The organism is Parerythrobacter jejuensis, from assembly GCF_039536765.1.
In the GTDB taxonomy this organism is placed as follows: domain Bacteria; phylum Pseudomonadota; class Alphaproteobacteria; order Sphingomonadales; family Sphingomonadaceae; genus Parerythrobacter; species Parerythrobacter jejuensis.
This window is the reverse complement of sequence record NZ_BAAAZF010000001.1, coordinates 1,093,306-1,113,241: the sequence shown is the minus strand read 5'-3', so window position 1 is coordinate 1,113,241 and position 19,936 is coordinate 1,093,306. Positions and strand designations below refer to the sequence as shown.

Sequence of the window (19,936 nt, the reverse complement as noted above, 5' to 3'; positions counted from 1 at the left end):
TTGAGACATTAGATGGGGCGCAGTAGGACCGAATTGATGCTCTCCGCAAGATGGACTTTCCGCCGCCTGATGGCTGGCCTCGCACTGGCGCTGGCAGCCATGATGGCGACCGGCGTGCACGCGCAGAACAACAATATCCGTGCGACCCTGGTGGCCGAAGGGCCGGTTGCCCCGGGCGAGAAGAGCACGCTGGCATTGCGCTTCTCCCCGATTAAGCCGGAATGGCATGGCTATTGGTCGAATCCCGGCGATGCAGGCCTGGGCATGGTGCTGGAATGGGACCTGCCCGACGGTGTCACCGTGGGCGAACCGCAATATCCGACACCGACGCGGCTACTGATCGACGGCTTGATGAATCATGTGTTCGAAGGTGACTATGCAGTCCTCGTGCCGCTCACGCTTGCGGAAGATTTTGCCGGTTCGGGCCTGCTGGAGGTTTCGGTCGAAGCTTTCTACCTCGCCTGTACGGACGAGATTTGCGTACCCGAGGAAGCGAGCCTGTCGGTCACCGTGCCAATTGGCGCGTCGGGTGCCTCCAATCCTGCTTTTGCCCAATATCGCAGCGCCATCGCGCCCCGACTGGATAGCGCGGCACGTTTCCAGCAAACTGCGAGCCTGTTGCGGATTGCGATTCCCTTGCCTGCCAGCATCGATGTGGGCGAGCCGCATGTGTTTGTCGGCAACCGCGATCTGGTCAATTATGCCGATGCACAGGGATTTGCCCGCGAAGGGGACGTGCTGATCGCCGAAATCCCGCTCGCCAGGACAGGGGAAATGCCCGAATTGGTCGAAGGGATACTCCGGTTGGGAAATGGCGATGGCCTGCGGTTCGAAGCGCGCGCCGGAGATGTGCCGAGCGGTGGCACCCGGCTGATGATGCGCGGCAGCGAATTGCCGGCGCTTTGGATCTTGCTGGGCGGTGCCTTGCTGGGAGGCCTGATACTAAACGTGATGCCCTGCGTGTTCCCGATCCTGAGCCTGAAAGCTCTCAGCCTTGCAAAGGCGGGTGGCGGTGAGCGCGAAGCGCGGCTGGAAGGGCTGGCCTACACTACCGGCGTAATCCTAGCCTGTATTGCCCTGGGCGGCGTGATGCTGGGCCTGCGCGCGGCAGGAGAGCAAGTCGGGTGGGCATTCCAGTTGCAAGAGCCGGGCGTGGTTGTCGCCCTGCTGGTTCTTGCCAGCCTGATTACTGCCAATCTGCTTGGCGCGTTTGAATTGCCCGGCCTCTCGATTTCGCAGGGTAGCACCCCGTCAGGTGCATTCACTACCGGCTTGCTGGCGGCCTTTGTGGCGACGCCTTGCACCGGGCCGTTCATGGCTGCTGCGCTGGGCGCGGCCCTGCTGCTGCCTGCCCCTGTCGCCCTGTTGCTTTTTGCGGCCCTCGGATTGGGGTTGGCGTTGCCGTTCCTGCTGTTGGGCTTTGTGCCCGCTCTACGCCGTATCCTACCCAAGCCGGGTCAATGGATGGAGACGTTCAAGAAGGTTCTGGCGGTGCCCATGGGGCTGACTGCCTTGGCGCTGATCTGGCTGGTCTGGCGGATCGGGGGAATGAGCTTTGCTGTTGGAGCCGTGGCATTGACGGCGGCTTCAATCGCGATCGTGGCGCTGTTGCTGGGTGCGAGGATGAGGGTCGAGCGGGCGCGCAAAGCCGTGATCGCGGTGTTTAGCCTGGTCGCCATCATGACAGTGGTGGCGATGACTCGAAATTTTGCCCCGCCCGTTGCCGATACCAGCAGCGCAACGCTTGTGACCGAACCGTTTTCGGCCGAGGCTCTGCAACGGGCGCGCGGGTCAGGCGTACCGGTGTTCGTCTATTTCACCGCCGATTGGTGCCTGACCTGCAAAGTGAATGAACGCGTGGCGATCGAGCGCGACGCGACCCAGGCAGCATTCGAAGACGCAGGGGTCGTCGCGCTGCGCGGAGACTGGACGTTGCGCCAGCCGGAGATCACCCAGTTCCTGAATGGTCAGGGTGCAGCGGGTGTACCGCTCTATCTCTGGTATGCGCCCGGCGCATCGGAGCCGAACCAGCTTTCACAAGTGCTGGGGCCGGACAGCTTGGTTACTCTGGCCCAGCAATCTCAGGCTCTCCAGTCTCGGGCTCTCCAGTCCCGACCTGTTCAGTCTCAGTCTCTTCCGCCTCGGGATCTTGCGGCCGCCCGATAGCGCGGCAGTTGTTGACCAGGTCACGCGACAGCGGGCTGGGGTTCAAGATCAGTGATCCGGCGCCCGGGATCGTGGCCTCGACGCTGCGCGGGCCAGTCAGAACATCCATATCCGGCTCGCGTGCGGCAACGCTGCCCTGCCACAACCAGGCGCGGCCATTGAAGGTCGCATCCACCGGCAGGCGCGCGACATGGAAATTTCCGACCAGTGCCATGATAGCTGTCGCGCCCCGGTCTGCCGGGGAGAAGCGGGTAAAGGCTAGCATCGGTTCCTCGCCATCGCTGGTGCACTGCATGGCAAGGAAGGGCATATCGCCCGGAATGCCATAGAGCAGGCGATCTTCGGTATCGCTGCGCGCCCACACCGCGCCTTCGCTATCGGGGGAAGGCAGAGGTTCGCTGGCGAAATTGGTCCCTTCTTCCAGCGCGATACGTTCGACATAGTCGTCAGTCGCGGGCGGCTGGCACGCCGCCAACGCGGCCAGACAAGCCAGAAATATCGGAGGCCTCATGCGTCGAAGGTCCGTTCAATCCACGAGGCGCACAGGCCCACCGCTTTGGGCAGCAAATCGGGGCGCTCGATGTAATAGTGATCGGCGCCCTTCACATCGTGATATTCCTTGCGACCATGCCCCACCGCATCGAATAATCGCCGCGCGTGGCTGGGCGTGCAGGCGAGGTCTGCCGTGTTGTTGATGACCAGTACCGGGCAGGTGATCCTGCTGGCATTGCCGAGCCCGTCGGCATTGGTCGTGTCATAGCCCCATTGCGACAACCAGCTGCGCAAGGTGGTGAAGCGCGCGAGGCCGACCGGGCCATCATTGGCGACTTTGGGTTCGCCCAGATAGCAATCGTTGGGTCGCCGGTCAGAGGGCTCCTGCGCCGGATCGGTCCAGCACGGGCTCGCCATTGTGCCATGGACAACAAACGCGCGCTCCGCATTGGGTTCACTCGCCTGCTTGAGCGCTTTCAATTCCGCCTGCACCCAGTCGGTAATGCGCCGGTTTCGCGCGATTTGCGCAGCTTTGTAAGTGGCGATGAAATCATCCGTATAGGGCGGCTGGTTGGGGTTAGCCGGATCGTAGATATTGAGCTGGGGATCACGCTCGAACGGTATGCTCTCATCAGTGATCGAGGGGTCTATCCACTCGGTCAGGGTGATCGCCCGGCTGACATGGGCCGCCAGCAGCATGATCCCGTCCACCGGCGGCAAGTCCATCGCGGTCAGATCGTATGGATCGCCCGCGGGCGTATGAGTGATCGTCGGGTTCTCGGCCTGGTCTTGGTAGAACAGCGACATTGATCCACCGCCAGACCACCCGCCCAGAATGAACTCTTCATAGCCGAACCGCGTCTTCGCATCTTTCAGCGCGGCGCCCAGATCGGCGATGCATTTTTCCATGATCAGCGCGGTGTCATTGCCACGATAGCGCGGGTTTACGTAAAGCACATCGTGCCCCGCCATCGCCAGCGCTGTGATCAGCGGCAGGAAGGACCCGCTGCCGATCGGATGGGTAAACACAATCGCCCGTTTCGCAGGGATTTCGCTGGATGCGATGCGCATGCACTCGACGAAGACCATGCCGCCAGCACCGCCATACACGTCCTTGAAGCCGGATTGCTCCTTATAGACGACGCCATAGGGATGCCGGATCGGCCCGCTCATCGGGCGTGCTCGCGATCGGCGAAGGTGCGATTGTGATAGGAGGGGCTTTGGTGCATTCTGGTCATGCACGCGGAATAGAACGAGTGAGAGGACCAAAGCAATGAGCGCGAATGTGCATCCCACCGGCATTCACCATCTTGCGGTGATGACCGCCGATATGAAGAGCCAGCTCGAATTCTTCTCCGACGTCCTCGGTTGCAGGCTGGTGGCGATCTTCGACATGCACGGCGTGCCCGGCGGAATTCACGCCTTTCTGGAGCTATCGCAGGACTGCCAGTTCAGCCTGGTTCAGCTGCCCGGCACGGGTGATATCGCGACCGAGATCGGCGCCACCCATGCCGGATGGGGCGGCGGCAATTCCGCGCCCGGTACCATGCAGCACCTCGCCTTGGGTGTTCAGCAACGTGATCAACTGCTCGCAATGCGCGACCGGATCCGGGATCGCGGGGTCAATGTTTACGGCCCGATCGATCACGGCATGTGCCAGTCGATCTACTTCGCCGGGCCGGAAAACCTCGTGCTGGAAGTGGCATGGTCGGAAAGCGCGATCGACCCGGCCAGCTGGATTGATCCCAGCGCGGCAGAAAAGATCGGTATCTCGGCAGAAGAATTGGCTGGCTACGCTGAGCCTGCTGCCTATGCCGGCGAGGGTGGCAAGGTGGCCCAGCCGCCAATCGACCCGTCTAAACCCCATCAGGCAATGGACCCGGAACGCTACAAACAAGTCATCGCCGCGCCTGACGAGGTGATCTGGCAAATGGCCAGCTATGCCGAGCCACCGGTCAACGAACCAACGGAGTAGTTACCGTCCGAATTTACGCTGCGTTTTGCCGTAGCGCAGCTTGCGGGTCCCTGGCTTGCCTTCGTTGCTGCGGCCCACACGGGGCGCTTTCTTGTCTTCGTCGGGGATGCCCAATTCGTCTGCTTCCAGCTTGCGAATTTCGTCGCGCAGGCGGCCAGCCTCTTCGAATTCCAGATTGGCGGCGGCATCGCGCATGCGCTTTTCGAGGTCCTCGATATAGGCGCGCAGATTGTGGCCGACGAGATTGTTGACCTCGTCATCGCCGGTGTCGATCACCACGCCATCCTTGCTCGCAGTATGAGCGACGATATCGGCAATGTCGCGCTTGATCGTTTGCGGGGTGATCCCGTGTTCTTCATTATACGCGCGCTGTTTCTCGCGGCGACGATCGGTTTCGGCCATCGCGCGTTCCATGCTGCCGGTGATCCGGTCGGCATAAAGGATCACCTTGCCATCGACGTTACGCGCGGCGCGGCCAATGGTCTGCACAAGGGACGTTTCGGACCGCAGGAAGCCTTCCTTGTCGGCATCAAGGATGCACACCAGTCCGCATTCGGGTATGTCGAGCCCTTCGCGGAGGAGATTGATCCCCACCAACACATCATAAACGCCCAGCCGCAAATCCCGGATCAGCTCGATCCGCTCCAGCGTTTCGACATCGGAGTGCATGTAGCGGACCCGAAGGCCGGCTTCGTGCATGAACTCGGTCAGATCCTCTGCCATCCGCTTGGTCAGCGTGGTGACGAGGGTGCGATAACCCTTCTCGGCGGTCTGGCGGCACTGCTCGATACAATCCTGCACCTGGTCTTCGACGGGGCGGATTTCGACAGGCGGGTCGATCAGGCCGGTCGGGCGGATGACCTGTTCGGCGAAGACACCGCCGGTCTGCTCCAACTCCCACCCACCCGGCGTGGCGGACACGGCGAAGGTTTGCGGACGCATGGCATCCCACTCGTTGAAGCGCAGCGGGCGGTTGTCGATACAGCTGGGCAGGCGGAAGCCATATTCGGCAAGGGTCAGTTTGCGCCGGTGGTCTCCGCGCGCCATCGCGCCGATCTGCGGCACTGTCTGGTGGCTCTCGTCGACAAACAGCAGCGCGTTGTCAGGCAGATATTCGAACAGGGTGGGCGGCGGTTCACCCGGCAGGCGGCCGGTCAGGAAGCGCGAATAGTTCTCGATCCCGTTGCAGCTTCCGGTCGCCGCGATCATTTCAAGGTCGAAATTGGTGCGTTGTTCCAACCGCTGGGCTTCAAGCAGCTGGCCTTCTTCGTGCAGTTCCTTGAGCCGTTCCTGCAGCTCGAATTTGATTGCTTCGGCGGCCTGTTTCATGGTCGGGCCGGGCGTGACATAGTGACTATTGGCGTAGATCCGCACCGTCTCCAGGCTGGCGCCCTTTTCGCCGGTCAGCGGATCGAATTCATTGATCTCCTCGATCTCGTCCCCGAAGAAACTGATCCGCCATGCCATGTCCTCATAATGGCTCGGGAAAATCTCCAGATTGTCGCCCCGCACGCGAAACGTGCCGCGCTGGAACGCGGCATCGTTGCGCTTGTATTGCAGCGCCACCAGCTTGCGGATCAGCTCGCGCTGGTCGACGCTTTCATCCTTTTTGATGTCGAAGATCATCGCCGAATAGGTTTCGACCGAACCGATGCCGTACAGGCACGAAACCGAAGCGACGATGATCACATCGTCCCGCTCGAGTAGCGAACGCGTGGCAGAGTGACGCATCCGGTCGATCGCCTCGTTTACCGAGCTTTCCTTCTCGATATAGGTGTCGGAGCGCGGGACATAGGCCTCCGGCTGGTAGTAGTCGTAATAGCTGACGAAATACTCGACTGCATTATTGGGAAAGAAGCTCTTGAATTCGCCGTAAAGCTGCGCGGCCAGGATCTTGTTCGGGGCCAGGATGAGGGCAGGGCGCTGCACCGTCTCGATCACCTTGGCCATGGTGAAGGTCTTGCCGCTACCGGTCACGCCCAGCAGCGTTTGCGTCTTTTCGCCTTCTTTAACACCCTCGACCAACTCGGCAATTGCAGTCGGCTGGTCGCCCGCAGGCTCATAATCGCTGACCAGCTCGAACCTCTTGCCGGGCATCGATTTTTCCGGCCGCGCCGGCTTGTGCGGAGTGAATTCGCCCGAAGTATCGGGCTCTTCCAGCCCGCGTCTGATCACCAATTCTGCCATGCCTGACCATATGGCCCCGCCGGGCCGGGTGCACAACCGCGAGGAATTGTGGCGCGCCGGTTGGCTTCTGGTCGAAAGCGGCTATTCTCCACGAAACACGGGACAGGAGGAATTTGCGATGAAAACGAAGATGATGCTGGTGGCCAGCGCGGCGTTGGTGATGGCAGGCTGTAGCGGCGAGGCGGACGATGCTGCAGTGGATGCAGAAGAGCTGGCTGAACAGGCGAGCGAGATGATCCAGCCGCAGGCCGGGCAATACCAGACCACAGCGGAGCTGGTTGAGTTTGAAGTGCCGGGCATGTCGGACGAAGAATCGCAAATGATCCGCGGCTTTATGGAGCAGGGCTTTACCCAGCAGGTCGGATATTGCCTGACGCCGGAAGACGCGGAAAAGGGCTTTGAAGAAGCGATCCGGAAAATGCGCAATGACGACAACAATAAATGCGAATTCACTCGCTTCGATGTGTCGTCCGGGGCGATCGATTCCGAAATGAAATGCGACGATGGCAAGGGCAATGCCGGGACGATTTCAATGGCAGGCAAAATCACCGAAACCAGCCAGGACCTGACCATGACGCTGGACCAGCAGTCCGCTGATCTGCCGCGTGGATCGATGAAGATGAAAATGAAAATGTCGTCAGAGCGGGTGGGCGAGTGCTCCTGAGAATGAACCGTGTTGGCCGGTCACTGGCAATGGCAGGATGTGCCTTGCTGGTCGCGGGGTGCGAGGAGACCCCATCCTTGTCGACCGACCAGGTGTTGAGTGAGGCGCGCGATCTCGATCGGCCGACTCCCGGACTCTATGCCAGCACAACCCAGCTGGTGGAATTCAACGTGCCGGGCCTGCCACCCGCGCAGGCTGATCGCTTCCGCGAGCAGTTGTCCGGCCTGGAAGGTGAAGACCAGCCATATTGCCTGACCAAGGAAGAGGCCAAGAAGGGTTTTGAGGACATGCTCAAAACCATCGGTGAAGCCTCCAACGGTATGGCCTGCGGGTTCGCCAAATTCGAAGTGGATGCGCCGCGCCTGGTGGCGGACCTCTCCTGCTCTGGTCCAGTCGGTGCGAAGGCCGATATCGGGTTTGCCGGTGAAACGACGTCCGAAAGCCTGGAGCTCGACATGGATATGACGGCCGAGATGGCTGTAATCCCGGGCGGCTCGATGGAAATGCGTTTCAAGGTGAAGTCGCAGCGGATCGGCGATTGTTCGGAAAGCCAGTTGGCAGAGGCCCGAAAACGGTCAGAGGCAGCCGCCGCTGCCGCTGAGTAAAGATCGGGTGTCAGCGGCATCGCAATGGCATTGCGGGTTTGGGTTTCCTATCTTGGGTTCCTGATGAGTAAACGTCGCCCCCCGACCACTCCCTTTCCGGTTCCGCTGGAACGCAAGGAGCTGGCGCGCCGTATCGCGCTGGCAAGGGAGCCGGATGAAAGCGAGATTCCCAAGCCCCGCCTGCGCCACATGCTCGCCGAAACCCTTTATTTGCTTGAACCCGTCCGGCGGCCCTTGCGCCAGCTGCGCAATCCGCTGGTAATTCCGGTCGCGGACCGGCCCAGAACAGTTATGGTACTTCCCGGTTTCGCCACGCATCCCGTCCGGATGCGGCATTTCGCCACTTCGCTGGAAAAGGCGGGACATACCGTCAAACGCTGGGGCCTCGGCTTCAATTGGGGGCCGACGGAGGAGAATTTCGAACTGTTGCGGGGTCGCCTTGCCGATCTGCACCAGCGTTCGGGCCAGCAGGTCCATCTGGTTGGCTGGAGCCTGGGTGGATTGTTCGCGCGCGAGCTGGCGAAAGACCGGCCGGAAGCGGTTGCGAAAGTAATCAGCATGGGATCGCCATTCTCCTATTCGCCGCGCGCCAACAATGCTTGGCGGATCTACCAGTTCATTGCCGGGCACAGCGTTCACGAGCCGCCGATTGGCCAGGATGTCGCGACCAAGCCCCCCGTGCCGACTGTGGCCTTGTGGAGCCCGAATGACGGGATCGTGCACCCGCGTGCGGCGTGCGGGAAACCCGATGAGCGTGACCGCGCCATTGCGCTGCGCTGCGGCCATCTGGGGTTTGCCTATTCGGACGAAGCGATCCTGACCGTGGCGCGGGAACTGGATTGCGATTGATCCTTTGATACCCTGCGGAGGGCTTGCTATGCTGCAATCTTCCAGACGGGGACCTCATGTCCGAACCGGACGATTATTTCGACGAACGTAGCGATGCTGGCGGCACCATCCGCCCGGCCTATGCTGCCTATGACGATTGGTTCCAGCAGCAGGAAACGCAGGCCCTGCGCCGCAAACATCGCGAAGCAGAGGGGCAGTTCCGCCGGACCGGGATTACTTTCAATGTCTATGGCGAGGACGAGGCGGAAGAGCGCCTGATCCCGTTCGACATGGTGCCGCGGATCATCGGATCGGCTGAATGGCGCAAGCTATCGCGCGGTATTGAACAACGCGTCAGCGCCCTCAATGCATTCATGTATGACCTCTATCACCGTCAGGAGATCATACGTGCTGGCCGGATTCCGGAGCGATTGTTCCGCAACAACGCCGCGTGGCTGCCCAACATGGTCGGCTTTACGCCGCCGGGCGGGGTTTACACCCACATTGTCGGCATCGATCTTGTCCGGACCGGGCCCGATGATTGGTTCGTGCTGGAGGACAACGCACGCACCCCATCCGGTGTGTCCTACATGCTGGAAAACCGCGAAACGATGATGGCGATGTTCCCCGACCTCTTTTCGCAGGTAGGGGTAGAGACAGTCTCCAACTATCCGCGTCGTCTGGCCAAGAGCCTGGCAGCCTGCGCGCCCGCTGCGGCGACGGGCAAGCCGGTGGTCGCAGTGCTGACGCCGGGTATCTACAACAGCGCCTATTTCGAGCACGCCTTTCTGGCAGACCAGATGGGCGCCGAACTGGTCGAGGGGAGCGATCTTCGGGTGATCGACGGACGTGTCGCTATGCGTTGCACCCATGGCTACCAGCCGGTCGATGTGATCTATCGCCGGGTCGATGATGAATTCCTCGATCCGCTGACTTTCAATCCTGACAGCATGCTGGGCGTACCCGGCATCATGGATGTCTATCGCGCGGGCGGGGTCACGATTGCCAATGCGCCCGGTACAGGCGTGTGCGATGACAAGGCGATTTATAGCTTCATGCCGGAAATCGTCGAGTTCTACACCGGCGAGAAACCGCTGCTGCCCAATGTCCAGACCTGGCGCTGCGCCGATGACGACAGCCTTGCCTATGTGCTGGACAATCTGGCCGAGCTGGTGGTCAAGGAAGTTCACGGCTCAGGCGGGTATGGCATGCTGATCGGCCCGACCGCTTCGAAGCGCGAAATCGAGAAATTTCGCAAGAAGCTGGTCGCCGATCCCGAAAACTATATTGCGCAGCCGACGCTTTCGCTCTCGACCTGCCCCATTTTCACCAAATCCGGCCTCGCCCCGCGCCATGTCGATCTGCGGCCCTATGTGCTGGTGTCGCCCGACAAAATCGACATCACGCCTGGTGGCCTGACCCGCGTGGCGCTCAAAAAGGGATCGCTGGTAGTAAATTCGAGCCAGGGCGGCGGCACCAAGGATACGTGGGTGTTGAAGGAATGAGCAGGGCAGGCGCATCATGCTAGGCCGGACAGCCAACAGCCTGTTCTGGATGTTCCGTTATCTGGAGCGGGCGGAGAACACCGCGCGCCTGCTCGATGCCGGGCTCCGTATGGCCCTGACCCGCGACATTGCGACGGCAGAGGCAGAATGGAAATCGGTGATCCAGACCGCCGGACGCCGGACCGAATACGAAGCCAAATATGACGATTATAACGGTCAACAAGCGTGGAATTTCATTTTGCGCGACAAGGACAATCCGGTCAGCGTGATGGATATGATCGATGGCGTGCGCACCAATGCCCGTGCCGCACGCAACGCGATCAGCAGCGAAGTCTGGGAAGCGATCAACGACAGCTGGATGCAGATCAAGGATCTGCTCGCGCGGCCTGTGGGGCAGGGCGCGGTGGGCAATGTCGTGGCCTCGATCCGGCAAGCAGGAACGCTGGCGCATGGGGCCATGGCCGGGTCCATGCTGCGCGATGCCGGCTTCCATTTCGCCCGGGCCGGAACCTTTCTGGAGCGCGCGGACAGCACCGCGCGCATCCTCGACATCAAATATTACCTTCTCCTGCCTTCGCTCTCCTATGTCGGCTCCAGCCTCGATACCGGTCAGTGGGACAACGTTTTGCGGTCAGTCTCGGGTGACCGTGCCTATCGGTGGCTCAATGCCGGCCAGATCGATGCGCGCGGCATCGTCGAGTTCCTGGTGTTGGATAACCGCTTCCCGCGCAGTCTGGCGTTCTGTCACAGCGCTTTGCGCGAAGAGCTGCTGGCGCTGGCCCGCATCCACAAGACGCAAGGGGAGTGCAACGAATTGATGCGCCAGTCCGACATGCGCCTGACCGACCTGACGGTGGAGCAAGTGTTTGACCAGGGGCTGCACCAGTTCCTGATCGATTTTCAGAACACCAATGCTGCCATCGCCCGTGCGATCGGCGATGATTACAGGTTCCACATCTGATGCGCCTTTCGATCCGCCACACCACCAGCTACAGCTTTGCTGAGCCGGTCGTACACGCGTTGCAGCGGCTGCGCCTGACGCCCAAGACGACCCAGGGACAGGAAATTCTCGACTGGAAAATGACATTCGAGAACGCAGTCCAGCAGCTCGAATATGAGGACCAGCATCACAACACCGTCGCCCTGATTGCGGTCGAGCCGGACACGCGTAAAGTGACGATCGAATGTGCCGGGACAGTTGATACGCAAGACAATGCTGGGGTCATCGGCCGCCACTCCGGGCACTTGCCGCTATGGAGTTTCCTCGGCCAGACCAAGCTGACCAAGCCGGGTGCCAAGCTGAAAGCGCTGCTGCGCGATCTGGACGGACCAGGCACGGAGGAGGGCGGCGACAAGGTCGATTTTCTGCATCGCCTGTCGGAATCGATCCGCAACACTGTCGATTATCGTATCGGGGAGACCGGGGTCCACACCACTGCGGAAGAAGCCGTGGTGCAGGGTTCGGGCGTATGCCAGGACCATGCCCATATTTTCATCGGTGCAGCGCGTGCGGCGGATATTCCGGCCCGCTATGTCAGCGGCTATCTGATGATGAATGACCGGATTGACCAGGATGCCACCCATGCCTGGGCCGAGGCGCACGTTGACGGGCTCGGCTGGGTCGGTTTCGACATTTCCAACGGTATCAGCCCCGATCCGCGCTATATCCGTGTGGCAACGGGCCGCGATTACCGCGATGCGGCACCGATCACCGGGATCAGTTTCGGCGGCCAGCCGGACGGGATGTCGGTGAATGTTGCTGTAGAACAGCAGACCGTTGAGCAGTAAAGGCTCGCACGGACTTCTCCGAAAACAGGACGATTCGGCATGACCTACTGCGTTGGCATGGTGCTTGAAAAAGGGCTCGTGTTGATGAGTGACACGCGCACCAATTCGGGCGTCGACAACATCTCCACCTTCCGCAAGATGTTTCATTGGACGGTACCTGGTGAACGGATCATCACCGTTATGTCCGCCGGCAATCTTGCTACGACGCAAGCCGTGGTAAGCCAGTTGGAAGAGCGCACCAAAGCGCCCGATGATCGCGAAAACTCACTGCTCGGCATGCCAACCATGTTTACGGTTGCAACCGAAATCGGGCGCCTGCTGCGCGATACGATTGACGAGCGGCAGAAGGCTAACGGCAATTCCGGGCGCAACCGGTTCACGGCATCGATCATCGTGGCCGGACAGATCGCGGGGATGGAGCCGCGCCTTTTCTATGTCTATCCAGAGGGGAATTTCATCGAGGCCAGTCTGGACACGCCATTCTTCCAGATCGGCGAGCTAAAATATGGCCGACCGATTATCATTCGCGGATACGATCGCACTATGAGCTTCGAAGACGCGATCAAGCTGCTGATGGTGTCGTTTGATTCCACGCTCAAGGCCAATCTGTCGGTCGGTCTGCCGCTTGATCTGATGGTGATCGAAAAAGACGGGTTTGCCCCATCGCATACCAATCGGATCACCGCAGAGGATGAATATTTCCAGTCGATATCGTCAAGTTGGGGCGATGCCTTGCGCTCGGCATTTCATTCTTTGCCTGACTACCAGATCAAAGATTAGGTAGTATCGCCTAGAAATAATCCGCTAGCATTCGATACGGAGCGGACTTTTACTTAAAGTATCTCGATATCGGAGGTTGTCTGCGGCTGCCATTGCTGCCGACGCGCGCAAGGATCGGGCGTTCGCGCTCGGTATATTCGCTCCAGATCGGCGCTAGACTGGATTGGGCGGATCGGCCTGGCTGGGCACGATCCGTCCCATGGAACAACGACTTACTTTGCATTGCATCGACGGCGACAGCCGTACCAGAGCCGAACTGGCCCGCGCGGGATTTGCGCTTGGCCACCATGCTGAGGTCTACGGATCAGTATCGGAACTGGCCGATCACCAACCCTCCGAAGGGATCATCATCGCACGCGACGATCCACGCGAAGGTGGCATTGGTCGCTTTATGGAGCAGATCACCGCCATGGGTATCTGGCTGCCGGTGGTGGCAACAGATGCGCAGCCGACGACCGACCGTATTGTTCATGCAGTCAAAGCGGGCGCGCTCGATTACCTGCCACTGCCGATCGACCAGCAACGGTTTGCCAACACGCTGGACCGGATCAGGGACGAGGCACGGCGACAGGCGATTTCCCGGCGCCGGATGATGGAAGCCCGTAACCGGATCGAGGCTCTCTCCAATCGCGAGCGTGAAGTGCTCGATTGGCTGACCGAAGGCAGCAGCAACAAGGCGATTGCCCGCGAGTTGGAGATCAGTCCGCGAACGGTCGAGATTCATCGGGCCAATATGATGACCAAGCTGGGCGCGCGCCATGCAGCCGAAGCCGTGCGGTTGCGGATCGAAGCCCGGATCGAGCCTGTCGCTGCGTGATGGGCCGTTGATAAGGAGCTATAGTCGCAACGGATGCAGGCAGCCGCCGTTGTGCCGGTTCCAATCCCTCGGAACCGATTGCCGGCCATCCTGCCCCGATCATTGAGGGGTGGTCGGCAAGAAATTCTACCGGCAGAAGCTGGAATTGCCCCATTCAAGGTGGAAATGGTCGCGATGGGCTGCGTTATAGTTTGGCCCCAACACTGTCCCGAAACGTTTGCAGGCGCTGCGCTGGACGATGCGCAGGAATTCCTTCTCCGCCGCGCTTCCGCCATGCCAGTCTGCGAGCACGCTGATCCGGCGGCCATCCTCCAGCACAAAGCCGGAAACGTCGATCGCTTCCGCCCGCGAATGGGCGGATCGGCGGGAAGAGCCTGCGACATTGCGACAGGCATAACTGCCCATGGTCTCGATCTGGCGTAGAGGGCTGCCCAATATCTGGCGGGCCGCCCGGTCCACGCCATAGCGGGCCCAGCCTGAAAGGGCTTCTGCCGTGGGGCAGGTGACGGGGCCGAGATTGGAAACGGCTAGGCTGGAACGATCACCCTGGAGACTTGCCAAGGTCACGGCATTGAGAGTGGAGCAGCCGGCCCCGTAATATTTGTCAGGCAGTGCAGAAAAGCGCGAGCCACTGGCACCAAGGCTGGAAAGGCATTGGCGTCCTTGGGGGCTGACTGCAAAACTCTGGCTGGCAGCACGTGAGCTGCCCTGGCTCCCGCTCTTGTCAGGCAGGACTCCGCATGCGCCGAGAAGGGCGGCCATGGTCACAAGGGTCGCAAAACGCTGCATCAGCGTAATGTCGCAGCTGTTGGTTAAGGCCAGCCTAACCCGGCAAAATCCTGCCGCAAACCCGTGCCGTTCCGGCGCAAAAAATCAGGGCGCCTCGACCTGTTCCCACAGTTCAATCTTGATCCCGTCCGGGTCGAGCAGCCAGGCAAATTTGCCATAGCCTTCATCGACACTGTCGAGCACATCGACACCCTTCTCCTTGAGCTGTGCGATGAAACCATCAAGATTATCGACCCGCAAATTGATCATGAAGCCGCCGGTGCCGGGCTTCATATAGGAATCATCGCTGAAGTGGCTGATTAGCGAGTAGGGCTGGTCGCCGGTTTCTTCTGACCAGCTCATTTGCGGGCCATATTCCCCGTCCAGCCCCAGAGTGTCGCGATACCACTGACGGGTCGCTGCGGGGTCTTTCACAACATAGAATACGCCGCCCAGTCCGGTAACCTTGGCCATCATTTTTCTCCTGTTCCCGCCGCATGTGTAACCGATTGTCGCATTCGGGCGAAGCGCCATTGCAACACCACCCTTCCCAACAGGAGAATATTGTAATGCTTCGTTTCCTCGGACTTCTTACCGGTATCATCGCGCTGGCCGTCGCGGCGCTGGGCACCACGGCCAATGCGGCCGGTGGCTCCATCACCCGCTACAACGCGCAAAGCTTCGCCGCGGCGCAGGATCAGGGCAAGACCATCGTGGTCGATGTCCATGCCAGCTGGTGCCCGACCTGCAAGGCGCAGGCTCCGATCCTGTCGCAGCTCGCCAAGGATGCCAAGAACGTGAAATTTGTCCGCGTCGATTTCGATCGCGACAAGGCTTTCCTGCGCCAGCACCGCATCCCGCGCCAGTCCACCATCCTGGTATTCAAGGGCAAGCAGGAGGTGGGTCGTTCGATCGCTGAAACGAACCGTACGCGCCTGCGCAGCTTCGTGCTCGACCGTATCTGATCGCCCAATAGACAGACCAGAGGCCCGTCATGCTTGGTAGCACGCTTCTCTCCTTCGTCGCCGGACTGGTGACGATCCTGAACCCCTGCGTTCTGCCGCTCATCCCGATCCTGATCGGGTCGGCGCTGAGCAAGAGCAAGATGGGCCCCGTGGCGCTTGCGGCCGGATTGGTGACCAGTTTCACCATCTTCGGCTTCGGAGTGATCGCCTTTGGCTATTCCATCGGCATTAATGAACAGGCCGTGCGTATCGGTGCGGGCCTGTTGTTGGCCGTCGCAGGTTTCGTCTTGCTGGTGCCCAGGGCACAGGCGGCCTTGAGCGGTGCGACGGCACCGATCGCAAACTTTGGCAATCAGCAATTGGGCCGGGTCACTGGCGATGGTGCCGGCGGCCAGTTCGCCATCGGCCTGCTCCTCGGCCTGGTCTGGGCGCCGTGCGTTGGCCCGACTCTGGGTGTGGCCATTGCTGCGGCCAGTTCCGGTCAGGACCTGCTCTCCAGCTTCTTCATCTTCCTTGTCTTCGGGCTGGGCGTCGCAACCTCGATCCTGGCCTTCGCTTATGGGTCACGCCGGGCGCTGAAGGACAAGCGCGATACGATGGTGACGCTGGCCAAATACGGCAAACCGCTGTTCGGCGCTGCCTTGCTGGTGGTCGGCTTGATGGTCGTGACCGGCTTTGACAAGGTGATCGAGGCGGCGCTGCTGGGTGTCCTGCCGCAAAGTGTGATAGAGTTTACGACACAGTTTTAGGGCAGCAATGATCGCACCCTAGGCAGCGCGCGGTGAGGATTCCTCGTCGCGCGCTGTTGCTTTGGAGACAAGCCAGATAGCGAGGCTCGCGGCCACGAAACCCGGGATGATCTCGTAGACGCCCGGACCTCCCAGGAACGCCCCGTTCCAGCCCAGTGCAATCCAAACCATCACCGTGGCGGCGCCAACGACCAATCCGGACACTGCGCCTGCACCAGTCATCTTGTCCCATGTCAGCGCAAACAGGATCAGCGGGCCAAACGCCGCGCCGAACCCGGCCCAGGCGTTGGAAACCAGCCCCAGAACCTGACTGTCCGGATCACGCGCAATCACAATTGCGGCGAGGGCGACCAACAGCACGCAAAGTCGCCCGACATTCACCGCCTCGGTCTCGCTGCATTCCTTGCGCAGGAACAGACGGTAGAAATCCTCGGTCAGACTGCTGGAGCTGACCAGCAATTGCGAGCTGATCGTACTCATGATTGCCGCCAGCAATGCCGCCAGCAGGAAGCCGGTAATCAGCGGGTGGAACAGAAGGTCTGCCAGAAGGATGAAGATCGTCTCCGGGTCTTGTACCACCACGCCATTCGCCTCGGCATAGGCGCGGCCAGCAATGCCGACGCCGATGGCCCCGATCAGCGCCACGGCCATCCAGCTCAGGCCGATCGTGCGCGCCACCTTAACGTCTGCGACACTGCGCACCGCCATGAAACGCACGATGATATGCGGCTGCCCGAAATAGCCCAGTCCCCAGGTTACCGCGCTCAGCCAGCCAATCAGAGTCAGCCCGCCAAACAGGCTGAACAGGCCGGGATCGACCTCGTTGAGCATCCCTGTCACCGCGCTCCATTCGCCCAACGCGCCCACATCCTTGCCGCCCCAGATCACCACCAGCGGCATCAGCACCAGCGCCACCACCATGATGCAGCCCTGGACGAAATCGGTCAGGCTGACGGCCAGAAAGCCACCCACCATCGTATAGGCAAGCACCACGCCGGCGGTGATCCAGATGCCGAGCATGTAGTCGCTCATGCCCGCTCCCGGCATGATCCCGGCAAAGGCGGTTTCGAACAGTTTGCCGCCACCAACCAGCCCGGCTGCCGTGTAGACGGTGAAAAACAGCACAATGATCACTGCGCTCACCACCCGCAGGGCCACCGCCTTGTCGGGGAAGCGATTGGCGAGGAATTCCGGAATGGTCAGCGCATTGCCCAGATCTTCGGTCTGTTGGCGCAGGCGCGGTGCGACGATGATCCAGTTCGCCACGGCGCCGACAAACAGCCCGATACCGATCCACGCCTCTACCAGCCCGCTGGCATAGAGCGCACCGGGCAAGCCCAGCAGCAGCCAGCCCGACATGTCCGAGGCCCCGGCACTCAGCGCCGCCACAGCCGGATGCAGATTTCGTCCAGCAAGGAGATAGCCCGCACTGTCCGAAGTCGACTTGCGCCACGCATACAGCCCGATACCCAGCATCAGGATGAAATAGAGCGCGAGCGAGACGAGAGTGCCGGTCTGGAAGGAGCCTGTTGTCATGCGCGGGCAGGTAACAGGGCAGGCACGGGATGGCTACCGGCGCAGTGCATCATCATCTTGCTTGCTCAAGCGCGTTCGTGATCGCTTCTTGTAACCTGATTGAACCGGTTTCGGAAAAGTGCACCTGGTCCAGAAACAGGGGCCGGCCAGAGCTCGTGGCTTCGCATCTTTCATTGTCACAAAAGAGCGATACCGGATCGATAACGACCAGCGTTCCACCAGACGAAAGAGCGGGAGCAATGATCGATTGCCGAAAATCGGCGGCGTTCTTCAGGCTCGCTGCTGCGGCGAACGACTGACACGGCAACTGCCCACGCCCCTGGAATTCCGACGTCCGGATACACGTCAGCAGATCGACAACGGGCGTGGGTGCCGGGCCGACCACGACCAGCTTTCCGCCACGCGCTTGCATCAATCCGGCGAGTTTGTGCAGTGTGGCGGAGATGGTTGCGTAGGAATCCCGGGTGCCAACGCGCCACGTACCTGACGTCGCAAGTACGCGACCTTCGAGATAGGTTTCCCATTGTGCAGCGACGAAAAGGACTTTGATTCTTTGATCGCCTTCGATCCGGGCCAAGACCGCTTGATTGAAAGCAGGGCATCCTGACGTCATACGATTTTCCGGAAAAAACCCGTCCGCGAGAATCGGTGGGCAGCCGGCCTTTGTGTGCTGTTGGATTGCGACCCCGGTCTCGGCTCCCGCACTTTCCATCGCAGGTGCAAGGTGGGCGGCCTGGCTGTCTCCCCAGAGCAGCGCAATCGGATGCCTTTCGCTCTCCATGTTGCCCAGCTTGCACTGGCCATGCGGGGCCGGCGTAGATCCGCGCCGCAGGCAATCATTCGCCTGGAATGCAACAATTTCCTTTTCCAGCGACTGGGTGGTTTCACTCTTCGTGCTTCCGCGCGAGGGGAAGCCGTTTTGGGCAATTATTGCGCCGGAAATGGCGACAATCGAAAACGCCACGCCAGCCGAAACTCCGAACACGGTCTTTGAACTGACCCGGTTCCGGTCGCGAAAGGGCCTTTCGACAAAGTGATAGAGAAGGGATGCGCAGCCAATCGAAACCATCACAATCAGGATGGACTGACCGATTGTGAGATCGCCCAGGTCCGCACCAATATACGCGAATTTGAATAGCACGATTGCGGGCCAATGGACGAGATAGAGTGGATAGGAGATCAACCCGACATACACCACAGACCGGAGCGACAGGGCCCTGCCGATGAGCGTACCTTCCGCGGTCCAGAGCAAGAGGGCTGATCCCAAGATCGGGAGTAGTGCAAATGGACCCGGGAAGGGAGTGGCTGCACTGAATCCTAGTACCGCCACGACGATCAGACCCAGACCCAGGAATGCGAGGCCTCCCCGCACTGAGCGGGAACGCACTTCCGGAAAGGCGCCCAGCGCCAGAAGCGATCCTACAAGAAGTTCCCAGGCGCGGGTTATCGGAAGATAGAAGTTGAAAGTGGGGGCAGCATAGGTGGCCCAGGCGCTCGCCAACAGGGAGAGTATTACTGCCAGCCCGATGAAGGCGCGGACATGCGGCCGGAAAAAGCGGTACAGAAAGAGTAGAACGACCGGGAAGACGAGATAGAATTGCTCTTCGACCGCCAGCGACCACATGTGCAGGTTGGGTTTGAGCTCGGCTGCTCCGTCGAAATACCCCTCCTGCCGGAAAAAGAAGATGTTGGCCGCGAACAGCATCGTCGCGATCGACGACTTGGCGAGGCCGACCAGTTCTTGCGGAGCAAGCAAGAATACGGCGACGAGCAATGTCATCGCCGCAACTACGAAGAGCGAGGGCATCAATCGCCTTAGCCTTCGCTCATAGAAGTTCAGGATCGAATAACGACCGGTGGCCATTTCGTCGGCGATAATCTTCGTGATCAGGTATCCGGAAATCACGAAGAAGACGTCGACACCAACGTAACCGCCCTGAAAGGCGGGGCTGCCGATATGGAATAGGACAACCACGCTGACTGCGAGCGCACGCAACCCGTCAATATCTGCACGGTAATCCAGATTAGCCATCGCAAAGCCCATGATGGCCCGGCATTCCAGTGACAATTTTCATCGATTGCCGGTTCCGACGGCAGAATTCTCGTACTGC

General features: G+C 60.5%; 19 protein-coding genes. 12 read left to right on the top strand and 7 right to left on the bottom strand.

Features of this window, described 5'->3' with window-relative positions:
- Window positions 1-12 precede the first annotated feature (12 nt).
- Complete coding sequence (locus tag ABD653_RS05485; protein ID WP_234032215.1) at window positions 13-2,166, top strand: protein-disulfide reductase DsbD family protein; 2,154 nt, start codon at window positions 13-15, stop codon at window positions 2,164-2,166.
- Here ABD653_RS05485 and ABD653_RS05480 read toward each other — a convergent pair.
- A complete protein-coding gene (locus ABD653_RS05480) occupies window positions 2,063-2,677 on the bottom strand; it encodes a hypothetical protein (RefSeq protein ID WP_160780230.1) in 615 nt (204 codons plus the stop codon). The two genes, ABD653_RS05485 and ABD653_RS05480, sit on opposite strands and share 104 nt — an antisense overlap.
- Window positions 2,674-3,831: an alpha/beta hydrolase family protein gene (locus ABD653_RS05475; RefSeq protein ID WP_160780229.1), complete on the bottom strand. Its 1,158-nt coding sequence runs from the start codon at window positions 3,829-3,831 to the stop codon at window positions 2,674-2,676. Before ABD653_RS05475 ends, ABD653_RS05480 begins: the two co-directional genes overlap by 4 nt.
- A gap of 100 nt (window positions 3,832-3,931) precedes the next feature.
- Between ABD653_RS05475 and ABD653_RS05470 the strand changes: the two genes are divergently transcribed.
- On the top strand, window positions 3,932-4,633 hold the full coding sequence (locus ABD653_RS05470; protein ID WP_160780228.1) for a VOC family protein: 702 nt from the start codon (window positions 3,932-3,934) through the stop codon (window positions 4,631-4,633).
- Here the strand turns inward: ABD653_RS05470 and uvrB are convergent, their stop codons facing one another.
- A complete protein-coding gene (gene uvrB / locus ABD653_RS05465; protein WP_160780227.1) occupies window positions 4,634-6,820 on the bottom strand; it encodes an excinuclease ABC subunit UvrB in 2,187 nt (728 codons plus the stop codon). It lies immediately after the preceding gene.
- Here uvrB and ABD653_RS05460 point away from each other — a divergent pair.
- The 8 genes from ABD653_RS05460 (at window position 6,819) to ABD653_RS05425 (ending at window position 13,807) form a co-directional block, all read left to right on the top strand.
- Window positions 6,819-7,484: a DUF3617 domain-containing protein gene (locus tag ABD653_RS05460; RefSeq protein ID WP_160780226.1), complete on the top strand. Its 666-nt coding sequence runs from the start codon at window positions 6,819-6,821 to the stop codon at window positions 7,482-7,484. The genes uvrB and ABD653_RS05460 overlap by 2 nt on opposite strands.
- A gap of 2 nt (window positions 7,485-7,486) precedes the next feature.
- Window positions 7,487-8,089 carry a DUF3617 domain-containing protein gene (locus tag ABD653_RS05455; RefSeq protein WP_160780225.1) on the top strand — a complete coding sequence of 201 codons (603 nt, stop codon included), beginning with the start codon at window positions 7,487-7,489 and terminating at the stop codon, window positions 8,087-8,089.
- Between the two features lie 63 nt (window positions 8,090-8,152).
- The gene (locus tag ABD653_RS05450) at window positions 8,153-8,938 is read left to right on the top strand and encodes an esterase/lipase family protein (protein WP_160780224.1); all 786 of its coding nucleotides are present in this window, start codon (window positions 8,153-8,155) and stop codon (window positions 8,936-8,938) included.
- A gap of 56 nt (window positions 8,939-8,994) precedes the next feature.
- Window positions 8,995-10,422, top strand: a complete 1,428-nt coding sequence (locus ABD653_RS05445; protein ID WP_160780223.1) for a circularly permuted type 2 ATP-grasp protein — start codon at window positions 8,995-8,997, stop codon at window positions 10,420-10,422.
- A 16-nt stretch (window positions 10,423-10,438) separates the two neighbouring features.
- Window positions 10,439-11,383 (top strand): alpha-E domain-containing protein, encoded by a 945-nt coding sequence (locus ABD653_RS05440; protein WP_160780222.1) that lies wholly within the window; start codon window positions 10,439-10,441, stop codon window positions 11,381-11,383.
- Window positions 11,383-12,210 carry a transglutaminase family protein gene (locus ABD653_RS05435; RefSeq protein WP_160780221.1) on the top strand — a complete coding sequence of 276 codons (828 nt, stop codon included), beginning with the start codon at window positions 11,383-11,385 and terminating at the stop codon, window positions 12,208-12,210. The genes ABD653_RS05440 and ABD653_RS05435 overlap by 1 nt, the downstream gene beginning before the upstream one ends.
- Window positions 12,211-12,249: 39 nt before the next feature.
- Window positions 12,250-12,990 (top strand): proteasome-type protease, encoded by a 741-nt coding sequence (locus tag ABD653_RS05430; protein WP_160780220.1) that lies wholly within the window; start codon window positions 12,250-12,252, stop codon window positions 12,988-12,990.
- A gap of 199 nt (window positions 12,991-13,189) precedes the next feature.
- Complete coding sequence (locus ABD653_RS05425) at window positions 13,190-13,807, top strand: response regulator transcription factor (RefSeq protein WP_160780219.1); 618 nt, start codon at window positions 13,190-13,192, stop codon at window positions 13,805-13,807.
- A 126-nt stretch (window positions 13,808-13,933) separates the two neighbouring features.
- Here the strand turns inward: ABD653_RS05425 and ABD653_RS05420 are convergent, their stop codons facing one another.
- Window positions 13,934-14,596, bottom strand: a complete 663-nt coding sequence (locus tag ABD653_RS05420; protein ID WP_160780218.1) for an extensin family protein — start codon at window positions 14,594-14,596, stop codon at window positions 13,934-13,936.
- Window positions 14,597-14,680: 84 nt separating this feature from the next.
- Window positions 14,681-15,049 carry a VOC family protein gene (locus ABD653_RS05415; RefSeq protein WP_160780511.1) on the bottom strand — a complete coding sequence of 123 codons (369 nt, stop codon included), beginning with the start codon at window positions 15,047-15,049 and terminating at the stop codon, window positions 14,681-14,683.
- Between the two features lie 95 nt (window positions 15,050-15,144).
- Between ABD653_RS05415 and ABD653_RS05410 the strand changes: the two genes are divergently transcribed.
- Together ABD653_RS05410 and ABD653_RS05405 are read left to right on the top strand one after the other, a co-directional pair.
- Window positions 15,145-15,540 (top strand): thioredoxin family protein, encoded by a 396-nt coding sequence (locus tag ABD653_RS05410; protein ID WP_160780217.1) that lies wholly within the window; start codon window positions 15,145-15,147, stop codon window positions 15,538-15,540.
- A gap of 29 nt (window positions 15,541-15,569) precedes the next feature.
- Entirely contained in the window at window positions 15,570-16,289 is a 720-nt protein-coding gene (locus tag ABD653_RS05405; RefSeq protein WP_160780216.1) for a cytochrome c biogenesis CcdA family protein, read from the top strand.
- An 18-nt stretch (window positions 16,290-16,307) separates the two neighbouring features.
- Here the strand turns inward: ABD653_RS05405 and putP are convergent, their stop codons facing one another.
- Window positions 16,308-17,825, bottom strand: a complete 1,518-nt coding sequence (putP, locus tag ABD653_RS05400; RefSeq protein ID WP_160780215.1) for a sodium/proline symporter PutP — start codon at window positions 17,823-17,825, stop codon at window positions 16,308-16,310.
- 52 nt (window positions 17,826-17,877) lie between these two features.
- Window positions 17,878-19,857, bottom strand: a complete 1,980-nt coding sequence (locus ABD653_RS05395; RefSeq protein WP_160780214.1) for an acyltransferase family protein — start codon at window positions 19,855-19,857, stop codon at window positions 17,878-17,880.
- Window positions 19,858-19,936 lie beyond the last annotated feature (79 nt).